The sequence below is a fragment of the Flavivirga algicola genome, assembly GCF_012910715.1.
In the GTDB taxonomy this organism is placed as follows: Bacteria; Bacteroidota; Bacteroidia; order Flavobacteriales; family Flavobacteriaceae; genus Flavivirga; species Flavivirga algicola.
Map to the genome: position 1 here is coordinate 70,431 of NZ_JABBHF010000011.1, position 24,963 is coordinate 95,393.

20 protein-coding genes are annotated in these 24,963 nt (G+C 32.6%); 15 read left to right on the forward strand and 5 right to left on the reverse strand.

Going from position 1 to position 24,963, the window contains the following annotated elements; genetic code table 11:
• Positions 1-105 precede the first annotated feature (105 nt).
• Genes HHX25_RS17235 through trhO form a run of 3 tightly spaced genes read right to left on the reverse strand, consistent with a single transcriptional unit; the run spans position 106 to position 2,610 of the window.
• Complete coding sequence (locus HHX25_RS17235; RefSeq protein ID WP_169676077.1) at positions 106-336, reverse strand: ferredoxin; 231 nt, start codon at positions 334-336, stop codon at positions 106-108.
• The gene (locus tag HHX25_RS17240; RefSeq protein ID WP_169676079.1) at positions 336-1,580 is read right to left on the reverse strand and encodes a peptidase U32 family protein; all 1,245 of its coding nucleotides are present in this window, start codon (positions 1,578-1,580) and stop codon (positions 336-338) included. Before HHX25_RS17240 ends, HHX25_RS17235 begins: the two co-directional genes overlap by 1 nt.
• A 1-nt stretch (position 1,581) precedes the next feature.
• Positions 1,582-2,610, reverse strand: coding sequence for an oxygen-dependent tRNA uridine(34) hydroxylase TrhO (gene trhO, locus HHX25_RS17245; RefSeq protein WP_169676081.1), 1,029 nt, complete (start codon positions 2,608-2,610; stop codon positions 1,582-1,584).
• Positions 2,611-3,283: 673 nt separating this feature from the next.
• Here trhO and recA point away from each other — a divergent pair.
• The 4 genes from recA (at position 3,284) to HHX25_RS17265 (ending at position 7,176) form a co-directional block, all read left to right on the forward strand.
• Positions 3,284-4,282, forward strand: coding sequence for a recombinase RecA (gene recA / locus HHX25_RS17250; RefSeq protein WP_169676083.1), 999 nt, complete (start codon positions 3,284-3,286; stop codon positions 4,280-4,282).
• 108 nt (positions 4,283-4,390) lie between these two features.
• Positions 4,391-4,801 carry a hypothetical protein gene (locus tag HHX25_RS17255; RefSeq protein WP_169676085.1) on the forward strand — a complete coding sequence of 137 codons (411 nt, stop codon included), beginning with the start codon at positions 4,391-4,393 and terminating at the stop codon, positions 4,799-4,801.
• Positions 4,802-4,834: 33 nt separating this feature from the next.
• Entirely contained in the window at positions 4,835-5,377 is a 543-nt protein-coding gene (locus tag HHX25_RS17260) for an RNA polymerase sigma factor (protein WP_169676295.1), read from the forward strand.
• Positions 5,377-7,176, forward strand: a complete 1,800-nt coding sequence (locus HHX25_RS17265; RefSeq protein WP_169676087.1) for a hypothetical protein — start codon at positions 5,377-5,379, stop codon at positions 7,174-7,176. The genes HHX25_RS17260 and HHX25_RS17265 overlap by 1 nt, the downstream gene beginning before the upstream one ends.
• A gap of 169 nt (positions 7,177-7,345) precedes the next feature.
• Here HHX25_RS17265 and HHX25_RS17270 read toward each other — a convergent pair whose 3' ends face one another.
• Positions 7,346-8,089: a lysophospholipid acyltransferase family protein gene (locus HHX25_RS17270; RefSeq protein ID WP_169676089.1), complete on the reverse strand. Its 744-nt coding sequence runs from the start codon at positions 8,087-8,089 to the stop codon at positions 7,346-7,348.
• 67 nt (positions 8,090-8,156) lie between these two features.
• Between HHX25_RS17270 and HHX25_RS17275 the strand changes: the two genes are divergently transcribed.
• The 7 genes from HHX25_RS17275 to HHX25_RS17305 all read left to right on the forward strand — a co-directional run bounded on the left by HHX25_RS17275 (position 8,157) and on the right by HHX25_RS17305 (position 20,577).
• On the forward strand, positions 8,157-8,399 hold the full coding sequence (locus tag HHX25_RS17275; RefSeq protein ID WP_169676091.1) for a GlsB/YeaQ/YmgE family stress response membrane protein: 243 nt from the start codon (positions 8,157-8,159) through the stop codon (positions 8,397-8,399).
• Between the two features lie 132 nt (positions 8,400-8,531).
• Complete coding sequence (gene trpS, locus HHX25_RS17280) at positions 8,532-9,500, forward strand: tryptophan--tRNA ligase (RefSeq protein ID WP_169676093.1); 969 nt, start codon at positions 8,532-8,534, stop codon at positions 9,498-9,500.
• Between the two features lie 59 nt (positions 9,501-9,559).
• A complete protein-coding gene (locus HHX25_RS17285; RefSeq protein WP_169676095.1) occupies positions 9,560-13,501 on the forward strand; it encodes a hybrid sensor histidine kinase/response regulator transcription factor in 3,942 nt (1,313 codons plus the stop codon).
• A gap of 116 nt (positions 13,502-13,617) precedes the next feature.
• On the forward strand, positions 13,618-14,673 hold the full coding sequence (locus HHX25_RS17290) for an NHL repeat-containing protein (RefSeq protein WP_169676097.1): 1,056 nt from the start codon (positions 13,618-13,620) through the stop codon (positions 14,671-14,673).
• The gene (locus tag HHX25_RS17295) at positions 14,674-16,983 is read left to right on the forward strand and encodes a PSD1 and planctomycete cytochrome C domain-containing protein (protein WP_169676099.1); all 2,310 of its coding nucleotides are present in this window, start codon (positions 14,674-14,676) and stop codon (positions 16,981-16,983) included. It abuts the gene before it with no gap.
• A 12-nt stretch (positions 16,984-16,995) separates the two neighbouring features.
• Complete coding sequence (locus HHX25_RS17300; protein WP_169676101.1) at positions 16,996-18,450, forward strand: DUF1501 domain-containing protein; 1,455 nt, start codon at positions 16,996-16,998, stop codon at positions 18,448-18,450.
• Between the two features lie 6 nt (positions 18,451-18,456).
• On the forward strand, positions 18,457-20,577 hold the full coding sequence (locus HHX25_RS17305; RefSeq protein ID WP_169676103.1) for an FN3 associated domain-containing protein: 2,121 nt from the start codon (positions 18,457-18,459) through the stop codon (positions 20,575-20,577).
• A gap of 3 nt (positions 20,578-20,580) precedes the next feature.
• On the opposite strand, the gene dprA is transcribed toward HHX25_RS17305, so the two are convergent.
• Positions 20,581-21,684 (reverse strand): DNA-processing protein DprA, encoded by a 1,104-nt coding sequence (gene dprA / locus HHX25_RS17310; RefSeq protein ID WP_169676105.1) that lies wholly within the window; start codon positions 21,682-21,684, stop codon positions 20,581-20,583.
• A 105-nt stretch (positions 21,685-21,789) separates the two neighbouring features.
• On the opposite strand from dprA, the gene HHX25_RS17315 reads away from it, so the two are divergent.
• From HHX25_RS17315 to HHX25_RS17330, 4 genes are all read left to right on the forward strand, one after another.
• The gene (locus HHX25_RS17315; protein WP_169676107.1) at positions 21,790-22,725 is read left to right on the forward strand and encodes an HU domain-containing protein; all 936 of its coding nucleotides are present in this window, start codon (positions 21,790-21,792) and stop codon (positions 22,723-22,725) included.
• An 85-nt stretch (positions 22,726-22,810) separates the two neighbouring features.
• Entirely contained in the window at positions 22,811-23,320 is a 510-nt protein-coding gene (locus HHX25_RS17320; RefSeq protein WP_169676109.1) for an acyl-CoA thioesterase, read from the forward strand.
• Positions 23,321-23,374: 54 nt separating this feature from the next.
• Entirely contained in the window at positions 23,375-23,587 is a 213-nt protein-coding gene (locus tag HHX25_RS17325; RefSeq protein WP_169676111.1) for a DUF6515 family protein, read from the forward strand.
• 286 nt (positions 23,588-23,873) lie between these two features.
• Complete coding sequence (locus tag HHX25_RS17330; protein ID WP_169676113.1) at positions 23,874-24,911, forward strand: alpha/beta fold hydrolase; 1,038 nt, start codon at positions 23,874-23,876, stop codon at positions 24,909-24,911.
• Positions 24,912-24,963 lie beyond the last annotated feature (52 nt).

The following is a 24,963-nucleotide window of genomic DNA, read 5'->3' on the forward strand; positions in this document are numbered from 1 at the left end:
ATATTGAATTCGTTAATAATAAGATTATTACGAATGAAGATTAATAATTCTTTCGAAATGTAAAGATATGATTATTATGTTGACTTTAAAAAGCCAAGATTTTATTTAAATATGCTTTACACTAATTATGTTAACAGGACAGGCTTTTGATGCTTGGTCACAGGCCTCAAAAATAATGTCATCATTAGATTTGACAGTAAAAAATCCTTTTTTATCTTTTGAATGTAAAAGCACCGATTTACCATCTTTCTTAGACATTTGAAACTGGTTTGGAGCTAACTCCACACAATAATTACAACCTATACACTTATTACGTTGTAGAGTAATAACAACCATTAAGCCTCTACTTTATTTTCGACAATTTTATATAATTTATCTGAAGGCCTTATTCTAAAATCCAATGGTATGGTGATCGTATCTCCTTTAGCACCCATTGCTAACTTTTCATCGTTTACCAACATCTCATCGACCTGCATTTCTTTTGCACCTGTTGTTGGGCCTGTTACCAAAATAGTATCTCCAATAGAAATATCATAAGCATCAATCTTAAACTCTCCTATTTTAGCCTTGGTATAAAAGTGTACGCCTTTACCAATATATACCTTCTTTTGTGTGGCATGCGATCCAGATCCCTTGCTCCATTCTCCTAACTTCTGACCTAAATAATAGCCGTTCCAAAAGCCACGGTTATAAACCTTTTCCAATGCTTGCATCCAGGACACAACCTTATCTTTATTATACGTTTTATTCTCAAGGCTATCTATAGCATCTCTGTAACATCTTATAACGCTGGCAACATATTCTGGAGCTCTTCCGCGTCCTTCAATCTTTAAAACTTTGATACCAGCATCTACAACCTGATCTAAAATATCTATGGTACACAGGTCTTTGGGAGACATGATATATTCATTATCCAATTCCATTTCAAAACCTGTTTCCTGATCGATAACCGTATACTTCTTTCTGCAATTTTGTTTACAAGCTCCTCTATTTGCTGATGAGTTTTGTGAATGCAAACTCATATAGCATTTCCCCGAAACGGCCATACAAAGTGCTCCATGACCAAATATTTCGATTTCAACCAAATTACCAGATGGCCCTTTTATTTGTTCTTTTTCAATAGCCTCGGTTATTTTTTTTACCTGGCGTAGACTTAACTCTCTACTTAATACCATAGTATCTGCAAAAAGTGCATAAAACTTAACTGTCTCTATATTGGTAATATTAATTTGTGTAGAAATATGTACTTCTAAACCCAACTCCCTTGCACATGCAATTACGGCCTGATCCATAGCTATCACAGCAGTAATATCTGCTTCTTTAGCTTTTTTAACTAGTGTTTTTACAATGGATAAATCATGATCGTAAATAATCGTATTTAATGTTAAATACGTTCTTACATTTTTTGCTTTACATCGCTTTGAAATTTCGGGCAAGTCATCTAAAGTAAAGTTTATGGATGCCCTTGCTCTCATATTTAACTGTTCTACACCAAAATATACAGAGTCAGCCCCATTATCTAAAGCTGCTTGAAGCGATTCAAAATTTCCCGCAGGAGCCATTAATTCTATCCGCTGCATGTTACTTAAATTTTAAAGCTTTAGACCTTCCTTTTTTAAATATATCGTTACTGTTCCCTTGCCCTTTACGTAACTTTTTTTGTTCTTCGTAAGGCAATCTGTTTATTTCCATACATTCAGAAGAGCAACAATTTTCCATAGCCTCTTTACAAGAATCGCACTGAATGAATAGTAAGTGACAAGCTGCATTAGCACAGTTGGTATGTACATCGAATGGGTTGCCACATTGGTGACAATTTGCAATAACGTCATCGCTAATACGCTCTGCTCTTCGGTCATCAAAAACAAAATTCTGACCTAAAAATTTATTTTCCAGGTTTTCTTCTTTAACCTGTCTTGTATACTCAATAATACCACCTTCCAATTGATACACATTCTTAAATCCTTTATGCTTAAAATAAGCACTGGCTTTTTCACATCGAATACCCCCAGTGCAATACATAACAAGATTTTTATCTTCTTTATGTGTTTTTAAATCATCTTCAATAATATCCAATGATTCTCTAAAGGTATCTACATCTGGTGTTATGGCATTTTTAAAATGTCCTATCTCACTTTCATAATGGTTACGCATATCTACCAAAACCGTTTTTTCATCTTCGATAAGCTTATTAAACTGTTCTGCTCCAACATGTACCCCTTTATTGGTCACATCAAACGTATCATCGTTCAAACCATCGGCAACAATCTTGTTACGTACTTTAACCTTTAACTTTAAAAATGATTTATTATCCTGCTCTACGGCTATATTTAACCGGATATCTTTTAAAAATGAAATGGTGTCCAAATGTGCTTTAAATTCATTAAAGCGGTCGGCTGGTAATGATAATTGTCCGTTAATACCTTCGTGAGCCACATAAATTCTGCCTAGAACATCTAAGGTGTCCCAAGTAATAAACAAATGGTTTCTTAAAATTTGTGGGTTGCCTATTTTGGCATATTGGTAAAAAGAAAGTGTTAATCGATTTTTCCCTGCTTTATCAATTAATTCTGCCCTTTCTTTTGCGCTTAGTTTATTGTACAGTTGCATGCTATACTAATTTATAAGGTTAAAGAATTCTCATCCTAACCTTCCCATTAAAGAGAAGAAAAATGAAACTAAAGTGCAAAAGTACAATTTTAAACAGAAGTGAGAAAGTAAAAGGGTTTTGTTATCTAATAAAGCTATATTGACAGAGAGGGGGAAGATTTAAATTATAGATTTGAGTTTTAAACATATATTAACCTTGAAATTAGGAAGCAGGGTTTAGTTCAACTTACAAATTTGAGTTCCAAAATAAGCTTTTGAGGTGTTCATCTTGAGATCCCGCTGAAAAAAGCGGGATTAGTTCAAACATCTGTTTTGAATGCATTGTTACACAATTTTTCAAAACAGGGTTTCACTAATAAAAAAAGCACTTTAGTAAACAAAGTGCTTTTCTTGACTAATCCGTGGTTAATATTAATTTAATTTTCTAACTAATATATCACGGTTTTAGCCACCATCGGCTTTACATTTACTATTTTATAGAAATAGTAAATGAAACACCTAATGTCATTATTAAAATTGTTAGTTTGAAAAATTTCATTTAGTTCTTTTTCATAGCAAAATTTTCCACTTTAATTAGTAGATGCAAAATGTGGAAAAAGGTTGCGTGATAAAATTGTATTCTGGAAAAAGATGTAGTATTTTAGCAAGCACAATTTCAGAAAAAATATTATAAATGAGCAGCGAAAAAGAAGCTAAATTAAAAGCACTTAAACTAACACTAGATAAATTAGACAAGGCTTACGGAAAGGGAACCGTAATGAAAATGAGCGATGCAGCCATTCAAGATGTAGAAGCCATTTCATCGGGTTCTCTAGGTTTAGATATAGCATTGGGCGTTGGTGGTTACCCACGCGGACGTGTTATAGAAATTTATGGCCCAGAGTCTTCTGGTAAAACCACGTTGACTTTACATGCCATTGCCGAGGCTCAAAAAGCCGGGGGGATTGCTGCTTTTATTGATGCCGAACATGCTTTTGATAGATTTTATGCTGAAAAACTTGGAGTAGATATCGACAACCTAATTATATCGCAACCAGATAATGGAGAGCAAGCACTTGAAATTGCAGATAATTTAATTCGTTCTGGAGCTATTGATATTGTAGTGGTTGATTCTGTGGCAGCATTAACGCCAAAAAGTGAAATTGAAGGCGAAATGGGAGATTCTAAAATGGGCTTGCATGCGCGTTTAATGTCTCAAGCTTTAAGAAAACTCACCGCTTCTATTAGTAAAACCAATTGTACGGTTATATTTATTAACCAGTTACGTGAAAAAATAGGAGTTATGTTTGGTAACCCAGAAACAACTACAGGTGGTAATGCATTAAAATTCTATGCTTCTGTTAGATTAGACATTAGACGTTCTACTCAAATTAAAGAAACCGATGGGAGTGTTGCTGGAAACAAAACCAGAGTAAAAGTGGTTAAAAATAAAGTCGCGCCTCCTTTTAAAACCGCAGAATTTGATATTATGTATGGAGAAGGCGTCTCTAAGGTTGGTGAAGTGTTGGATCTTGCCGTACAACATGAAATCGTAAAGAAAAGTGGTTCTTGGTTTAGTTACGGAGATACCAAACTAGGACAAGGGCGAGATGCCGTTAAAGCACTCATAAAAGATAACCCCGAGCTCATGGAAGAACTCGAAGGAAAAGTTAGAGAAATAGTAACAGAATAGTAAAAAAATCCCGTTAATTCGGGATTTTTTATTTTTATACGCAACCTTTTAACTACTAACGCATCTACAAAGAGCAAAACATGTATTTAACCCCTAATTTTTTTTGCTATGAAAAAGTTTGTTGTTCTTTGCTTTACAGTACTATTATTTGCATCTTGTACTGTTGATGATGATAGGCAAAATTTTAGTTTTGAAATTCTGCCAGTTGAGAGTGTTGATATCCCTAGTGAATTTACTATGGGAGAAACGTATCCTATCACAGTTTCTTATTTTAGACCCACAACATGCCATACGTTTAAAGAGTTCTATTATTTAAAAGAAAATAATGAACGTACGGTCGCTCCTATAAATTATGTTTTTGAAAGGGATAACTGTGAGCCTCTACAAGAAGAACTGGTAGAAGCGAAGTTTAACTTTATAGTGACAAGCAATGGTTCTTATATTTTCAAATTTTGGCAAGGAGAGGACACTGATGGAGAAGACCAATTTTTAGAAATTGAAGTACCAGTCGTTAACTAAAGAAATTAAGTATTAATTAAATACATGTTTAATTTGAGTTTAAATCAACTCATAGAAAATTGTAAAATTGATGATACTAAAGCCCAAGGAGAATTATATAAGCTCTTTTCGAGTAAACTTTTCTCTGTATGCTTAAAGTATTCACGAAATCATGCTGAGGCAGAAGATAATCTGCAAGACGCATTTTTAACAATTTTTAAAAAAATTGGACAGTATAAAAATAAAGGCTCTTTTGAGGGATGGTTAAAACGCATTACTATAAACACAGTATTGCAGCGCTATAGAAACGAAAAAGTTTTTGATATTATAAATGAAAATATAATTGAAGATGTTGAATTAGAAGTTGATGAAGATATTGTATCCATCGATTATCTTTTACAAATTATTCAAGAATTACCAGACCGGTACAGATTGGTTTTTAACTTATATGTATTGGATGGTTATTCACATAAAGATATAGCAGAAATGCTAGGTATAAATATAGGGACTTCAAAATCTAATTTGGCTCGCGCCAGACAAAGCTTGAAGGAAACTATTGAAAATTATAAGGCAATACAAAGTTTACAATCATTATAATGAATGATAAAAAACACATAGACAGATTGTTTCAGGAGGGCTTTAAAGATTTTGAAGCAGTACCAAGTGATGCTGTCTGGGAAAATATAGAAGCTAAACTTAAGCAGAAAAAGAAAAAACGTCGTGTTATCCCCATATGGTGGCGCTATGCTGGTGCAGCAGCTCTGTTATTACTTCTATTAACGATTGGTGGTACTTATTTTAATACGACTGACGATTCTCCAACTAATCATATCTCTGAAACAGAAAACACAACGTTTTCAAATCCTAAAAAAGATATCCCTGATAATTTGAACCGTGCAAAGGAAACTATTGCGGATACTAATTCCAATGAAAGTAAAGATTTAAATGATGATGAGTCACAGCAAATATCTAATAAAATAAACTCTTCGAAAGAATCGTCAATTACTGAAACTTCTGCTTCAAGACATAATAACGAAAGTAAGAGTAAATTGGGTGCAACAAATCAGATCTTGAACACAGAAAATGGCAATACCGTTGCGAATACATTTGAAGAAAAAAACGATAACGAAGAAATTGCTAATAAATCTAAAAGCAACAATGCCGTTGCGAATAACTATTCTGAAAAAAATAAAGATGCAGGAAACCTTCAAAAAACATTAAAGAATGCTACTTCTGTAGCTTCAGATCCTAAAGAAGACAATCAAGCAAATCAGCAAATCGGGAAATCATCAATTAACAAAAAACAAACAAAAGATATTATTAATAACACTTCAAAAAATAATAATGTCGTTGCTAATAATAATTCTGAAGAAAACAAAGATGTAGTAAACCATCAAAAAGCATTAAAGAGTGGTACTTCTGTAGCATCTTCTGATTCTGAGAAAAATAATCCGCAAAACAGCGAATCATTAATTGATAAAAAGCAAGCGAAAGACATCATTAATAACGCTTCAAAAGACAACAATGCTATAGTAAAAGTAGAAAAAGCAACTGATGAAACTGTAATTAATGATAAATCCGAAGAAAAAGACAATCTTACTATAGAAGAAGCCATAGATAAAACTAAAGATATTATTGAAAAAGAAGAAAACGTAAATAGGTGGAGTATCACCCCAAATGCTGCGCCTGTTTATTTTAATACTTTAGGAGAGGGCTCTTCAATAGATCCTCAATTTAATAGTAATTCTAAAAGTGGTGAACTTAATATGAGTTATGGTATTGCAGCTAGCTATGCTATAAACAAAAAATTAAGTGTCCGCTCTGGTATTAACAGAGTTAATTTGGGCTATAACACTAATAATGTTGTAGCTTTTCAATCTGTAGGGGTCGCCTCAAGCAGTCGTGCGCTACAAAATGTCAGTTCTGTTAAAACTAGTGATAACACCAGTAATAGTTTATCGGCAGACAATGTCTCTCTTGTTAGTAGTGAGAGTTTTAATTCGGCTGACATTCCTGAAGCATTTTCGACATCCAACACATCTATTAATCAAGATTTAGGTTATATCGAGATTCCTTTGGAAATTCAATATGCACTTTCAGATAAAAAACTAGGAGTAAATCTTATTGGAGGTTTTAGTTCTTTCTTTTTAAGCAATAACAAAATATTTTCGGAATCTGAAAGCGGTACAAGAACCCTTATAGGTAAAGCAAATAATATAAACAAAATAAGTTATAGTGCTAATTTGGGATTAGGTTTAAATTATCAGGTATCTAAAAAGATAGATCTGAATTTAGAACCTATGTTTAAATATCAAATTAACACATTTAATAATACATCTGGCGATTTTAAACCTTTCTTCATAGGGGTTTATACTGGATTCGCCATAAAGTTCTAGGTTTTTGGTTAGATCTGGATATTGATTTTTATTAAGCTCAAAAATCAATATCGAAAAAAAACTGCTCTTCCCCTGAGCAGTTTTTTGTTTATACGTATTGAATAAATGTGTAAGTTATTTTTTGCTTAGAGGGTGAAAAGAAACGAACTATTTGGCGTTGTTTTGGCGTTTAATCGGTTTTATTAAAAGCTTCCAATTGTTTCAAGATAATAGTTCTGGCCTTATCATTTAAAAATCTTGTATCATCCGTCGTTAAATTTTCTGTAAATAAGAACTTGTGGATCTTAACACGCATCCTTCCTGGTCTACCGCTAAAAAACGTATATGAAAACCGTTTTTTGTTATCGGCAAAAGTTAATGGTGCAATAGGTATTTGATGGTTTATTGCCAATCTAAAAGCACCGTCCTTAAATTCATCTAAATCTATATGTTCATCGGGCACACCTCCTTCTGGAAAAATACAAATACTTAAGCCAGATTGTAATCTGCGCTGTGCTCTCAAAAAAACAGCTTGCCTACTTTTAGCAGAGCTTCTATCTACTAAAATACATGTACGTTTATAAAAAAACCCAAAAAGAGGTATTTTAGCAAGCTCTTTTTTTCCAACAAAAACAAATGGATTTTTAACCGAAACGAGCATGAGCATAATATCGGTCATGGAAGTATGATTGGCTATAAACATATAGCTCTTATTTTTTTCGGGAGTTTGTTCTCGCTCAATACGATACCTAAAACCCATACCTATTAAAATTATTTTTGCCCAAATTCTAGCAAGCCTAAAGAAAAATGGGTACCATGATTCTTTTAAAATAGAAATTAAAAGTATAGGGAACATAATAAGTATTGGTAACCCTACAAGAATATAAAACCAAATACGGTAAAATATCCAAAATATGTATTTTACAATTTTCATGCTCACCAAAAATACTATTATAAATTGATTATCTTTAAAAGATACTAACTTTTAAAATTATTAAATTATGAGCTTACTTTATTCATTATTGATTGGAGCCATTGCTGGTTGGTTAGCTGGAAAGCTAATGAAAGGTGGTGGTTTTGGATTACTTTTAAACATTGTTATTGGTATTATTGGAGGCATTGTTGGTAATTGGCTATTTACCAAACTTAACATTTCACTTATGGGCGGTGTTATTGGTGATATTTTAACTGGCGCGATTGGAGCTTCGGTCATATTATTTGTAGCAGGCTTGTTTAAAAAATAAAATTGGAGCTTCTATATTTTTTATAAAAAAGTGGCTTAGTCCACTTTTTTTATTGTTAAACAAATACGTATTTTCGCGTCATTGTTTAATTAACAGATTCCTCTTGAATGGAGCCGAAAGGCAGGAAATAATATGGCAAGAATACTTACAGGTATACAAAGTACTGGAACACCACATTTAGGTAATATTTTAGGCGCTATCATGCCCGCTATTGAGATGGCTAATAATCCAGAAAATGATTCTTATTTATTTATCGCGAACATGCATACTTTAACTCAAATTAAAGATGCCAAAGTATTGCGCACTAATACCTATTCTACAGCAGCTACCTGGTTGGCTTTTGGATTGGATATAGAAAAAACCGTGTTTTACAGACAAAGTGATATCCCACAAGTTACAGAACTAACCTGGTATTTAAGTTGTTTCTTTCCCTACCAACGTTTAACATTAGCGCACAGTTTTAAGGACAAGGCAGATAGACTGGAAGATGTAAACTCTGGTTTGTTTACCTACCCCATGCTTATGGCTGCCGATATTTTGCTATATGATGCTGAAATTATTCCTGTTGGAAAAGATCAACTACAGCATATTGAAATGACACGTGATGTGGCTTCTCGTTTTCACGCTAAAGTTGGTGATACATTTATATTACCAAAAGAAAAAATACAAGAACACACGATGCTCATTCCTGGAATAGATGGTGAAAAAATGAGTAAGAGCCGGAACAATATCATCAACATTTTTTTAGATGATAAAAAACTGCGCAAACAGATCATGACCATTCAAACGGATAGCACACCATTAGAAGCGCCAAAAGATTGGAAAAGTTGTAACTGTTTTGCTATTTATAGTTTATTAGCTAATGATGAACAAATTGCAACCATGAAAGCTAATTATGAAAATGGTGGCTATGGTTACGGACATGCCAAACAAGCCTTGTTCGAATTGATTGTTGAAAAATTTGCCAAACAACGCGAGCGCTATAATCACTATATGAACAATCTTGGTGAGATTGATAAGGCCTTGGCTTTAGGAGCCGAAAAAGCAAAAGTCGTTGCTAATGACGTTTTGAATAGGGTTAGAGAAAAAGTTGGCTACTAAAAAAATTGGCTTATTTAGTTTTATGTATCTTTAAAAACTAAATTTAAAGATATGCATTAATGTCTATATCTAAAGACATAAAATACACTCTTTTATTACTTGCAATCCTGCTTGTTTTTATAGGAAATATTCACGCACAAAAATTCATAGATAATTTTAAAATTACTCAGTTTAAATTACCCACTGAAACCACTACGCTTGATATTTTAGAGGATTCATATGGTTTTGTCTGGATAGCTTCAATAAATGGTTTGTGGCGCTACGACGGAAGTAATTTTAAAAATTATGTTAAAAATGAAAATGATAAGGCTAGCATTACAGATAATGATATCTCATCACTTTTTGAAGACCAACAAAAAACATTATGGATAGGCACTAACGGAGGCGGTTTGCTGAAATACGATAGAAATTGTGACTGTTTTCTGAGGTTTATTCATGATAATGAAGATGAAAAAAGCATAAGTTTCAATGAGGTTAAAACGATATTCGAAACCAAAAATAATCAATTTTATATTGGAACAGATGGTGGCGGATTAAACCTCATGAACCGTGAAACCAATACATTCAAATCTTTTAAATTTAATATCAATGACTCTACAAGTATAAGCCATAATAATGTACTTTCTATTGAAGAAATAGCTGACGGAAATTTAGCGGTTGGAACTTGGTTTGGTCTCAATATCTTTAATCCAAAAACGCAACAATTTGAACGTAATTATAAAAACTCTATCACTGAACCTCAATACAATTTTACATTAGAATATTATAATGGGAAATTAATAACAAACTCTCTTCGGTTCTATACTTATGATGCCAAAAATAAATTCTCACCATTAAATACCATTAGAGGTTTTTCTCGTGATGTAAAAAAGCAAAATGATGAAAATTGCTGGTTTTTAAGTAATAAATCTGTAATTATCACAGATTCAGAATTGAAAATAAAACAGCAAATAAATCTTAATGAACTATTCTATTCAGAAAAAGATTTTATTCCCTATCGCTTACACCATAACAAATCCAATAATTCAACATGGCTATTAGACCGACTTGGCAATTTCTTTCTTATAGAAAAAAAATCATCTCTTTTTAAACCATTTTTTAAAGAAAACTTTAAAGGAAAAATCTCTAAAACCAATAACGGTTTTTGGATTTCTCAAGGCAACCGAATCTACCTGTTAGATAAAAAATCGAGACTACTAAAAAAATTGAAAATAGATTTTAATAAAATACCACATATAGCTACATATGAAAATAGGAGTATTTGGGTTGTAGACGAAAAATCTTATTATGAATTTTCATCATCAGGAAATTTAATCCAAAAAATCAATCATGATACATGGTCAACCAATGTAATTCAAACATCAAACAAACAATTGTGGATTGGTGAAGTTTTAGGGGTCTCTAATTATGACATCCTCAATAATAAAAACACACAATATAAATGTGATTGGAATCCTCCAAAAGGTATTGGGTATTTTCATCGTGCTTCCATCATATTTGAAGATAGTGAAGGTTATATTTGGATTGGGACTCAAGGCGATGGTTTAAAAAAACACATTCCAGAATCTCGAGAATTTGTACATTACAGGCATAAGATTGGTGATAAAACTACACTTAACAACAACTTTGTAAACGAAATATTTGAAGACAACAAACACAATTTATGGATTGGTACAAAAGCTGGTCTTTGTAGGTTAGACAAAACATCTAATACTTTTATTCAAAGTGAAAACCCTATACTTAAAGATAAAATAGTTAAATCTATAGAACAAGATGTCGATAATAATTTGTGGATAGGAACCCCTAATGGACTCATAAAATTTGATTACATAAATGACAAAATAAGAACTTTAACCAAACAAGACGGGTTACTATCTAATAACATAGGCTCATCTAGTTTATCTTTAGATAATAATGAGCTGGTTTTCAATACAGACAAAGGGCTAATGGTATTTGACCCTAAAAAAGTAAAAGAAAGTAATAAAAACCCTAAACTATATATTTCAAAGTTATTAGTTAATAACGAAGTTATAAGCTCAAATAGTAAGTACATCTCCAAAAATATTGAAGTTGAAAATGTAGTAAACCTGAACTACAATGATAAAAAGTTTGAATTTGAATTTCAAGTTATTAATTATAATAACAATGGGCGCTGTAAATTTGCTTATAAATTAGATGGATATGATAAATCTTGGATTCAAGTACAAAACAACCAAAAAGCTACTTACACCAATATTCCATCTGGCGATTACACTTTTATGGTTAAAGCAACGAATGAACATGGGGTTTGGAGTGATAGCATAAAACAAATAAGCGTATCTATAAAACCTCCTTTTTGGGAGTTACTTTGGGTTAAAGTACTTGCTCTTTTTTTAATGTTATTTATATTTGGTTTAATACTTTGGTTAGTCATTAAAAAAGAAAGAAATCGTTCAAAATTTGAAATTGAAAAAGAACGTGTGTTACAGTTTGAAGAACTAACCAAAATGAAATTGAAATTTTTCACAAATATTTCTCATGAATTAAGAACACCTCTTTCCTTGATAACATCGCCTTTAGAGAAGTTTGTACAAGAAAACACTAAACCTAATAACAAGGTTTTAGAGATGATGCACCGCAACAGTTCTCGTTTGCTAGAACTGGTAAATCAAATTTTGGATCTTAGAAAGCTTGAAAGTAATCCAAAACTACAAACTACATCACAAAAAGACTTTTCGGTTTTTAACAATATAAACACCTCTTCGCATTACTGGTCTAAAGAAAAAGAAATAACCTATAATTTCAAATGTCCCTCAAACAAACATGAATTGTTCTTTGATGCCGATATATTAGAAAAAATAGTGACTAACCTAATTTCAAATGCCTTTAAATACACACCTAAAAAAGGCAAAGTAGAACTCATAGTTAACTTTCATAATATAGAATTAAAAAATGACAAGGTTGTAAATGGCACTATGGAAATCAATGTCATTGATAATGGCTCAGGAATACCTATTGAATACCAAGAAAAAGTGTTTGAACGTTTTTATCGGTTAGATGAAAACCCAGATTTTGGCTATAGTAGTGGTATTGGTTTAGCACTAACATCAGAATTAGTCAAATTGCACAAAGGGTACATAGAATTAAAAACAAGTGAAGAAAAAGGCTGTCATTTCAAAGTAAAAATCCCAGTTGGGTATAATGATTATTCAAAAGAACTCTTAGAAAAAAAAGATAATCTGCAAGAAATTGACACAAAAAAAACATTGGTACTAATAGTTGAAGATAATAATGATATTAGGAATTATATTCATGATGAGCTAAAAGAAAACTATCAAGTCATTGAAGCTAAAAATGGAAAAGAAGGTATACAATTAGCTATGGCAACCTTACCCGATGTAATCATTAGTGATATTATGATGCCACAATCAGATGGCATTCAATTAGCCAATCATTTAAAGAGCAACGATTTAACAGCTCATATCCCTCTATTATTTCTAACTGCTAAAACGGGGCTTGAAAACAAAATAGCGGGACTTGCCACTGGGGCAGAAGACTATATTCAAAAACCCTTTAATATCTCTGAAATAAAGCTTAAAATCAAAAATGTTTTAGAAAGCAGAAGTCAACTACTTAAAAAGTTCAAACAAGAGAATATTAATTATGTAAATAATTCAAACTCTCAAACTGTAGATAAATACTTAGAAAAAGTAAATCAAAAACTGGATGAACATCTTGAAAATTCAGAGTTTTCGGTAGAACAACTTTGTACTGAATTAGCAATTGGTAGATCTCAACTTTATAGAAAAATTCAAGCCCTTACGGGAAAATCTATTATTGAATACATTAATTTCCACAGGCTTTCCATTGCTATGCAACTAATAAAACAAGGCAATTATACAATGAAGGAAATATCTTATAAAGTAGGATATAACGATAACCGTTACTTTAGTCGTTCCTTTAAAAAAGAGTTTGGAAATCCACCATCTCACTTCCTCCCTAAAAAGAATACTGTCAAGTAATTGCTCAATATTTGCAACATTTTTAATAAAAAGTCCACCTCAATTTTTAAGGTTACATCTTAATTTTGAGAACCCTTTTCTATTTGAAGGCTTTACTTATTATTAAAACATTAAAAATGGCACATTCGCGTAGAGATTTTATTAAAAAAACTGCACTAGCTAGTGCTTCTTTATCATTACCAACATATGGCTTTACAATATTAAAGAAACCTGAATTACATGACGAAATTATAGGTCATGGCCATTTTAAATACCGTGTTCATAAAGCATGGGGCAACCTAAATCCAGCTAATACACCTGTTAAAAACTGCCATGAAATGGTCATGGATTCAAAAGGCAGATTAATAATGGTTACCGATGAGGTTAGAAACAACATTATAGTTTATGATAAATCTGGGAAGCTTTTAACTTCTTGGACGTATAATATGAAATCTGGTCATGGACTTACATTATTTAAAGAAGGCGAAGAAGATATGCTATTCGTTCTTGATAATAGTGGAAGAATCATTAAAACAACTATTACTGGTAAGATAATCATGGAATTACCAAAACCTCATGATATTGGTGTTTACACCAAAAAAATGCGATACAGGCCTACAGAAACTACAGTTGCCCCAAATGGTGATATTTATGTGTCTGATGGATATGGATCAGATTGGATTTTACAATATAATAAGGATGGGGAATTTATTAGAAAATTTGGTGGTAAAGGCCATAAAGATGAGCAGCTAAACAATGCACATGGCGTTGCTATAGATGACAGAGATCCTAATAATGTAACGCTTTTATGTACCTCTAGAGTTCAGAATTCATTTAAAAGGTATACATTAGATGGAGAATATATATCTACCATTTTCCTTCCTGGAGCTTATGTATGTAGACCTGTAATTGATGGTGAAAACATCTATTCAGGTGTATGCTGGTCCAGAATGAAATATTTAGAACGTGTTCCTAATTCTGGTTTTGTTACCATATTAGACAAAAATGATGAAGTAGTGTCAAACCCAGGTGGCACTAAACCTAAATACAAAGGAGGAAAGCTACAATTGATGCTTCAAAACACCTCTCTTTTTAATCATTGTCATGATGTTTGCGTAGATGAAGATAAAAACCTTTATATCTGCCAGTGGAATGCCAACAGGTCATACCCTATTAAACTAGAACGTGTATAAATGGAAGTGAGACATATCGCATTAGTAATTCTATTAATATTGTTTTCTTGTAAAGAGAATATTTCTGACTATACCAATATACCTGATAAAAAAGTACCAAAAGTTATAGATTACAATTTTGATGTACGCCCCATACTTTCTGATAAGTGTTTTAATTGTCATGGCCCAGATGCTAACAAAAGAGCTGCAGACCTTAGATTAGATACTGAAGAAGGTGCATATAAGACTTTAAAGGACAACAAAAACAAACATGTTATTATAAGTGGTAAACCAGATAAATCTGAAGTTATGTTTAGAATCACAACTAAAGACACATCTAAGGTTATGCCTCCCAAAGAGACTAACTTAAAACTTTCTGAATACGAAAAAAAGGTTATTAAAAAATGGATAGAACAAGGCGCTAGATATCAAAAACATTGGGCTTTTGTTACTCCAACAAAACCTAAACTTCCAGAAGTAAAAAATGATGAATGGGTAATTAATGAAATAGACTACTTCATATTAAATAAAATTGAAAACATAGGTTTACAGCCAAACCTAAAAGCTAAAAAAGAACGGCTTTTAAAACGTGTTGCTTTTGATTTAATAGGCTTACCCCCTTCTATAGAGCTACAAAACGAATTTCTAAATGATACCTCCGTTAATGCCTATGAAAATGTTGTAGATAAACTTTTAGCAAGCAAACATTACGGTGAAAAAATGGCTAACCATTGGTTAGATGTAGCACGATATGCCGATTCTCATGGCTATCAAGATGATGGCGCTCGTACCATGTGGCCATGGAGAGACTGGGTGATACATGCTTTTAATGAAAATTACCCCTATGATAAGTTTGTAACATGGCAATTGGCTGGAGATTTATTACCTCAAAAAAATATGGAAGCCATTCTAGCTACTGGGTTTAATAGAAACCATAAAATTACTCAAGAAGGTGGTGTTATAGATGAAGAATATCGCATAGAATATGTAACAGATAGAACAAATACCTTTGGCAAAGCTTTTCTAGGTTTAACCTTTGAATGTGCCAAATGTCATGATCACAAATACGATCCTATTTCGCAAAAAGACTACTTTAAAACATTTGCTTTTTTTGACAAGGTTCCTGAAAAAGGCTTGGTAGGGACCATAGGAAACTTTGCTGATCCTCCCTATATTACTATAAACGATACGTTAATAAAAGAAAAATTATCTTTTATAAATAAAAAATCTACGCATGATGTAAGAGTTATGGTAATGGAGGATTCCGTTGGTATTAGAACTACTCATGTTCTAGAAAGAGGTGCGTACGATGGAAAAGGCGAAATTGTTGAGTTTGATACCCCAAAAGCGATCTTAGAATTTGATAAAAATAAATTTGAATCAAATAGACTTGGTTTAGCAAAATGGTTATTAAATAAACAAAACCCATTAGCTTCTAGGGTTTATGTAAACAGGGTTTGGCAGGATATATTTGGTATAGGTATTGTGAATACTCCTGGAGATTTTGGCATGCAAGGAGACTTGCCTTCTCATTTTGAATTACTTAATTGGTTAGCGATTGATTTTCAAGAAAATGATTGGAATATAAAGAGATTACTCAAACAAATTGTTACCTCTGCAACCTATACACAATCAACCATTGTGAATTCTAAAAAATTAGAAGTAGACCCTGAAAATATTTATTTGTCTAGAATGCACAGAACACGATTAAACGCCGAAATGATTAGAGACCATGTTTTAGCCAGTAGTAGTTTATTAAATGATGAAATAGGAGGACCAAGTGTAAGGCCATATCAGCCAGATAACTTATGGGCAGCGGCAAGTTCTAGGCGTGGTCTATTAGCTCAATACATTCAAGACCATGGTGATAAATTATACCGCAGAGGTATCTACACATTTATAAAACGTACTGTTTTACCTCCAGTTCAAACCACCTTTGATGCAGCTACAAGAGATCAATGTGAGGTAAAAAGACATAGCACTTCAACACCTCTTCAAGCATTAATTATGCTAAATGGGCCAACAGTACTAGAATCCTCTCGTGTGCTATCTGAAAAATTAAACGAAGAAGATTCATCCTTAGAACAAAAAATTGAAAAAGCCTTTCAACTTATAGTGTGCCGCAACATAAAACCAGAAGAAAAAGACATTCTATTAAAATATTATGAAGATCAAAGGGGCGTTTTTACAGCAAACCCTGAAAACGCTTCATCTTTTATTGATGTGGGAGAATATCCAATATCTAAAAACAGAGATGATATAAAAGTGGCATCTCTAATGCAAATTATACATACTATGTATAATATGGAAGAAACAATAATGAAAAGTTAAAGACACATTCACATGGATAAAGAGTTTTTTGAACATCGCTTAAATATAAATAGAAGACATTTTTTAGGTAAAATGGCTATGGGTGTTGGAGGTGCAGCTTTGGGATCATTATTAATTCCTAACTTATTCAAAGGGTCTAAAGCTACTAACACAGAATTACCTCTTGGGATTAAGCATTTTGCAAGCAAAGCAAAACGCATTATTATGCTTACTCAAAATGGTGCGCCTTCTCAATTAGAAAGTTTTGATTTTAAACCTAAACTTAGAGAAATGTTTGGTGAGGACTTACCAGACTCAATTCGTCAGGGCCAGCGATTAACTGGAATGACTGCAAATCAAAAAAGTTTTCCCTTAGTGGGCTCTAAATTCGATTTTAAACAACATGGAAAATCTGCAACTTGGGTTAGTGATTTGTTTCCTAATATAGCGAAAATAACCGATGACATTTGTGTTATTAAAAGCATGCATACAGATGCTATTAATCATGATCCTGCTTTAACTTTTTTACAAACAGGGGCTCAACAAGGTAATAGACCAAGTATGGGATCTTGGTTTAGTTATGGTTTAGGTAATGAAAATAAAAATTTACCTGCTTTTTGCGTCTTACTATCTAAAGGTTCTGGTAATGGACAAGGCGTATATTCAAAATTGTGGTCTAACGGTTTTCTTGATAGTACACATCAAGGTGTACAATTAAGTGCAAGTGAGGATCCTATCTTATATTTAAATAACCCGAAAGGCATGGATAAAGCCCAACGGAAAAAAATGTTAGATCATTTAGCCGAACTCAATAACCTAGGATATTCTGAGTTTGGAGATCCCGAAATACATTCTAAAATTAAGCAATATGAAATGGCTTTTAGAATGCAAACTGCTGTTCCAGAAATTACGGATTTATCAAAAGAACCTGCCTATATTACTGAAATGTATGGAGCAGATTCCATGATACCAGGCACTTATGCATCTAATTGTTTATTGGCTAGAAAATTATCAGAATCTGGTGTTCGTTTTGTGCAATTATATCATCAAGGTTGGGATCAACATCAAAACCTTATAAGGGATATGCCTAAACAGGCTAAAGACGTTGATCAGGCATCTGCTGCATTAATTACCGACTTAAAACAAAGAGGATTATTAGATGAAACTTTAGTGATTTGGGGTGGTGAGTTTGGGCGTACCAACTATTGCCAAGGAAAACTTACTAAAGATAATTATGGTAGAGATCATCACCCTAGAGCCTTCAGTATATTTATGGCTGGTGGAGGTGTTAAAGCAGGCATGTCATATGGAGAAACCGATGAGTTTGGTTATAATATTATAGAAAACCCAGTTCATATTCATGATTTGCATGCCACTATTTTACATCTTATGGGACTTGATCATGAAAAATTAACTTACAAACATTTAGGAAGGCGCTTTAGATTAACTGATGTTCATGGACATGTGGTGAAAGATATTTTGGCGTAAGAGCGTATGAAAAAATTAGAATCCTTTGTCTTGAACATATTGTTCTTATTACATTGCTTTTTAGTAATGATGTTAATTTTTGAGAACAGCGTAACGATTCCTTATTGGTTACAACCCTTAGGTAGAATGCATCCGCTCGTTTTACATTTCCCTATAGTTTGTATCTTTTTTCTGGTTATTTTAAGCTTTTTTAAAAAGCGAATAGACCTTAACACCTTTAAAAAGATAAAACGCTTTCTAGTTTTATTTACAGCATTTACCACAACTTTAGCAACTATAATGGGTTTATTCCTTTCTATGGAAGGAGATACTACCAAATTAATGATATTGCATAAATGGATTGGTGTTGGTATTAGTTTTTTAATCTATTTACTAATATTCGTTAAAAAAGATAACGTATTTAACGCCATACTTTATATCAGTTTTGTAGGCGTCATTTTTGCAGGTCATTATGGAGCTGGATTAACTCATGGTATCAATTTTATTACAGAACCACTGGCTAAAAATAAAATTGTTGAAATAAACGAACACACACCTATATTCAAGGGGTTTGTCAAACCTATACTTGATGCTAAATGTGTAAGCTGTCATAATTCTGAAAAACAAAAGGGCGATTTAGATATGAGTACTTTTAACAGAATGATTTTGGGTGGAAAAAATGGCGAGTTATTTATTGCATATAATACAACCCAAAGCGCTTTACTTAAACGTGTTCATTTACCCATTGAGCATAAAAAGCATATGCCTCCACAAGGAAAAAAGCAACTTACTAAAACTGAAATCAAGCTACTTACAGCTTGGATTGACCAAGGTGCAAATAACACAGTTTCCTTAATCCAATTACCAAAACAAGATACTTTAGGATTAATAATATCAAAACTATTACAAACAAAAAAAGAAAAAGTAGAACCAGAATACGCTTTTAACTTTGCAAAAGAAAAAGACATTATAGCTTTACAAAACCCCTTTAGAACAGTTATTCAAAAATCGCCATTTTCTCCAGCTTTGGATGTGGTTATTCATGGCAGACAGACCTATGAACCTGAATTTCTAACTGATCTTGCTATTGTTAAAAAACAAATAGTATCCCTCAATTTATCGTATTTACCCATTGATAAAAGCAGTATTAACTTTGTAAGCTCTCTAACCAATTTAGAGAACTTAGTATTAAATTTTACAAATTTAACCAGTGAAGGTTTACAGCCTATAAAAGCTTGCAAAAAATTAAAGACATTATCTATATCAGGTACTAAAATTGATGTCACTATTAGCACTACTTTAAATCAGTTACCTAATCTTAAAAAAGTGTACCTCTGGAATACCTCTATTTCAGAAAATGATATTAAAACTCTAAAAACACAATTTCCTAATATTTACATTGAAACTGGTTTTAAAGGTTCTGATGAAAAACTAAAACTCGCGTCTCCTATTCTAGTAAGCAAAAATACCGTTATTTCTAAAGATGATTTTATAGAACTAGGTCATAAAATTCCAGGTGTAGAAATTAGATATACTGTAGACGGTTCAAAACCCAACAAATTGTCACTCTTATATGAAAAACCAATAAAAATAGATTTAAATAGAAATAAACCTATTAAAACCATCGCATATAAAAACAATTGGTTACCAAGTAAAATACAAAACTACAGTTTTGTTGATAAAGGTTTTACTCCTGTAAAATTTGATGTTGTTTACCAAGGATATAGTAGTGCATTTATAGGTGACGCTGAAACAATTCTTATAGATAATAATAAGGGAAAAATCACTTTCAATATTCAAGCATCACCATTTTGGGTTACTTTTAATAAAAAACATCATTTAAATGCAATAGCCGACTTTGGAGAAAATGCTCCAGATATTCGCAAACTTGTTCTTAGTTACGGCATGCATAATAGGCAAAAAAAAGAACCTTTAGAATCTTTTGAACTTTGGGCAGGGTATGATAAAGATAATTTAAAATTAATAAAACAAGTAAAAAAGACATATCGAAAAATAGACAAGAATAAAGAGGGTAAATACAGAAAAATTGAAGTAAAAATATCTAAAAACAAATACAGATATTACAAAATTATAGCGGTGCCTTTTGAAAAGGAAGCACTTTATGTTGATCAAATTTATTTTTATTAAAGTTTAAATTAATTCAAATAATTTACCTGGTAACGGACGAACCACACCTTTTAATTCCATATTTAATAACGTACTGGAAACCTTGAATATGGGTAAATTACAGTTTAAAGCAATAATGTCTAACTGTTGTTTTTCATTCTCTTTCAAATACGAATAGATTACCTTTTCTGTCGTATCCAACTCAACAAACAATTGTTTTTGTACAACTGTTGTTTTCTCTTCTTCTAATTGCCAATTGAGCATATAAGGTATATCTAAGGGGGTAGTAAGCATGTGTGCTTTTTGATGCTTTATTAAATTATTGCACCCCATACTCTGGCTGTCTGTCGTTCTACCTGGAACTGCAAATACATCTCTATTATAGGAGTTTGCTATATCTGCAGTAACCAGGCTCCCTCCTTTTTCCGCAGATTCTATAACAATGGTCGCTTCGCTCAAACCTGCAATGATTCTATTTCGTTTTAAAAAATTGTTTCTGTCAAATGTATCACTACTCCAGAAATCGGTAAAAAAGCCTCCATTTTTTTCTATATCTGCTATATATTTTTTGTGTACTTTGGGATACATTTGGTTCAATCCATGTGCTAAACAACCAACTGTTTGCAAATTATTTTTAATGGCTGCTTTGTGAGCAGTAATATCGGTTCCGTAGGCAAAACCAGAGACAATAACTGGACTGTAAGGCGCTAAAGTTTCTACCAATGCTTCACAAAATGCGATGCCATTAGTTGTTATTTTTCGAGTTCCAACAATACTTATAATATGTTGTTGTTTTAAATTGATATTTCCTGATTGAAACAATAAAATAGGACCATCTATACAATGCTTAAGCTTTTCAGGATAACTGGCCTCCTTAAAATAAGAAACTTGGATCTTATTAGATTCTATAAAGGCCATTTCCTTTTCTGCCACCCTTAAATGATTGGCTTCAAATAAACCTCCCAAAATAACACTTCCTATGCCATCAACTTTTAGCAAGTTCCGTTTCTTTTCTTTTAAAACGGCTTCTGCAGTACCACAATGCGAAATAAGACGTTTGGCCGTTATATCTCCAATATTCGGAACATGTTGTAAAGCCAGAGTATAAAGCAATTCATTTTCTGTCATTCTATGTTATTGATTTTGAATCTGCAATAAAAGAATTTTTATTTTGTAAATAAATACTTTCAATGAAATTTTACTTGAAAGCATAATTTTTTTTAACTTTGTTTTATGCAATTAGAAACCTATATAAGCGATTTATTATACAGATATGAGTGTGTTACCATTCCTGAGTTTGGTGCTTTTTTAACACAACGTGTCTCTGCTACCATTCATGAAACTACCAATGCTTTTTATCCTCCAAACAAAATGGTGTCGTTTAATGAGCAAATCCAAAAAAATGATGGGTTATTAGCACATTATATTGCTGACGTAGAAAAAATCCCTTTCGAAATTGCCAATAAAAAAATTGCAAAACGCGTAAAGGTCTTAAAGTCTTATTTAACCCAAGGCGAAACACTTACTTTTAAGAATATTGGAGACATTGTTTTTAATAGTGAGGGCAAGATTTTATTTGAACCTTCAAACCATCTTAACTATTTAACAGATTCATTTGGTCTGTCTCAATTTGTATCACCAGCTGTTGCTCGTGAAGTTTACAGAGAAGAGGTTGAAAAGATTGAAAAAGTAGTCCCTATTACGGTTACTCCAGAGAAGCGCAAAACCAGACCTTACTTAAAATATGCAGCAGTTGCTTTAGTTGCTTTAACACTTGGTGGTCTTGTAGGATCTAATTACTATATAAATCAAATTGAGCAACACAATCAATTAGCGCAAGAAGAAGCTACACAGCAATTGGATACTAAAATACAACAGGCAACATTTAATTTAAATCCACTTCCTGCCATAAACCTAAATGTTACTAAGCAAACAGGTAACTACCATATTATTGCAGGCGCTTTTAGAGTTGAAGAAAACTGTGATAAAAAAATCTCGCAATTAAAGGCTGAGGGTTTTAAGGCTAGAAAGATTGGTGTTAATAGATATGGCTTGCATGAAGTTGTTTATGCCAGCTATGAGGACAGAATTGAAGCACTTCAAGCACTAAGGGCTATTAAAAAAACCCATGACAAAGCTGCATGGTTATCCGTTAAGGAATTGAACTAAGTTACGCTTCCTAATTATATCTTAAATAGTACTTAATAACTCCTAGAATCGTTTTACCTTTGCGAAATCATTAAATTATTATATAATGAAAGCAAAGACTCCTGAACAATCGAGAACCATACTAACCGATATGGTTTTACCTGGTGAAACCAATCCTTTAAATAATTTATTTGGTGGTGAATTATTAGCGAGAATGGATCGCGCGGCAAGTATTGCTGCGAGACGCCATTCACGACGTATTGTGGTTACAGCATCGGTAAATCATGTTGCTTTTAACAGAGCTGTTCCCTTAGGAAGTGTTGTAACCGTTGAAGCAAAAGTGTCTCGCGCTTTTAACACCTCAATGGAAGTGTTTATTGATGTCTGGATAGAAGATAGGGAGTCTGGTGATAAGACAAAAGCGAACGAAGCTATTTATACCTTTGTTGCTGTAGATGAAACAGGGCGCCCCATAGCAGTTCCTGAAGTCATTCCAGAAACCACTTTAGAAAAAGAGCGCTTTGATGCAGCATTACGCCGAAAACAATTAAGTTTATTATTAGCAGGAAAAATAAAACCAAATGAGGCTACAGAGTTAAAGGCCTTATTTGAGTAATTAAACCTTTTACTTTTCATTAAGTCTTATAGTAAAATCAAATCTAAAAAAGCTATGAGATTATTTATTATTTTATTTTTCGTTTTATGCACAATAAATTTATCCTCTTGTGCTACCCGTGTCGCTACTAAGCCTGCAAAAATAACGGTTGTAAAAAAAGCCCCAAGGCATTACAAAATTGTAAGGGTTAAAGGGAAACGTTATTACTTTTGGAACGGAAATCATTACAAGAAAACAAGCAGAGGCTATGTTATTGTTAGGGTATAAACTTCTTTGAAAATTATGTTTAAGAGAACTACTTAAAAAATAGGGCATTATTGCTCTTGAAAGAAATTTTCTTAATTTTTACTATACATAACAAAAAGAGGGAGTCTAAAAAGTCTTTGTAATTTGATTTGTCAGGTTGAGCCTGTCGAAAACAACATTGATTATCAGTATTTTAAAAATATTTCGACAAGCTCAATATGACATAGAACATACTTTTTAGACACCCCCTTTTTGTGGGTATGTAACAATTTAGTCTATGTACCGTCTTATATGAAAATCATATAAAATGAAAAGTTCATATTTTGCTTCCCTATTGCTGTTCTTAATTGCCACTTTTTCAGTAGCACAAAACAAATCTATTAAGGAAGAAAAATTTGTTTCCATTGGGGGTATAGAGCAATGGATAACTATAAAAGGAGAAGACAGAACAAAGCCTATTGTTCTCTTTATACATGGTGGTCCTGGAAGTGCTATGAGTCAATACGACAATGCTATTTATGGTAAGTGGGAAAAAGATTTTATTTTGGTCCATTGGGATCAAAGAGGAGCAGGAAGAACTTATGGACGTAATGCTCCAGCACAATTAAATGAAGCATATTTGATAGAAAACCCATTGACCGTAGAACAGATGACCAAAGATGGTATTGAACTCACAAAATATCTTATTGACTACCTAAAGAAAGATAAAGTCATACTTCTTGGCTCTTCATGGGGCTCTCTCCTTGGTACAGAGATGGCTTTGAGTAATCCAGAACTTTTTTATGCTTATGTCGGGCATTCACAAATTGTCAACCCTTCAAAAGGTTTTATCTATGCCTATGAAAAAACGTTTGCAATGGCAAAAAAAACAATTGATACTAACGCCATTGAAAAACTTGAGTCTTTTGGAAAGCCTCCATATAACAACCCAAGAAGTTATGGACAAATATTGCGCATTGTTAAAAAATACGAAAGGACCAATTCAACTCCAGCGCCAAATACTTGGTTTAAACTAGCCCCCGAATATGACAATGAAAAAGATAACAAAAACAGATATGAAGGGGATGATTATTCATTTTGTAATTTTGTTGGTTTTAAAAAATTGGGTGTAAAATCAATGGTAGCAGAAGTTGATTTTAACAAAACTGGTTTAGAGTTTAAAATTCCTATTTATCTCATACAAGGCGAAAAAGATATATTGACGCCTAAAGAAATGAGCAAACCTTATTTTGACAAAATAATAGCTCCAAAAAAAGAATATTTTTTATTGCCTAATGCTGCACATGGTTTTAATCAATCAGTCGTCGATAAACAATATGAGGTGATAAAAAAAATTGAATATTAAAAAAGTCCTCTCATAACCCAGACCCAGACTACTATAGTCAACCTGAGCAATA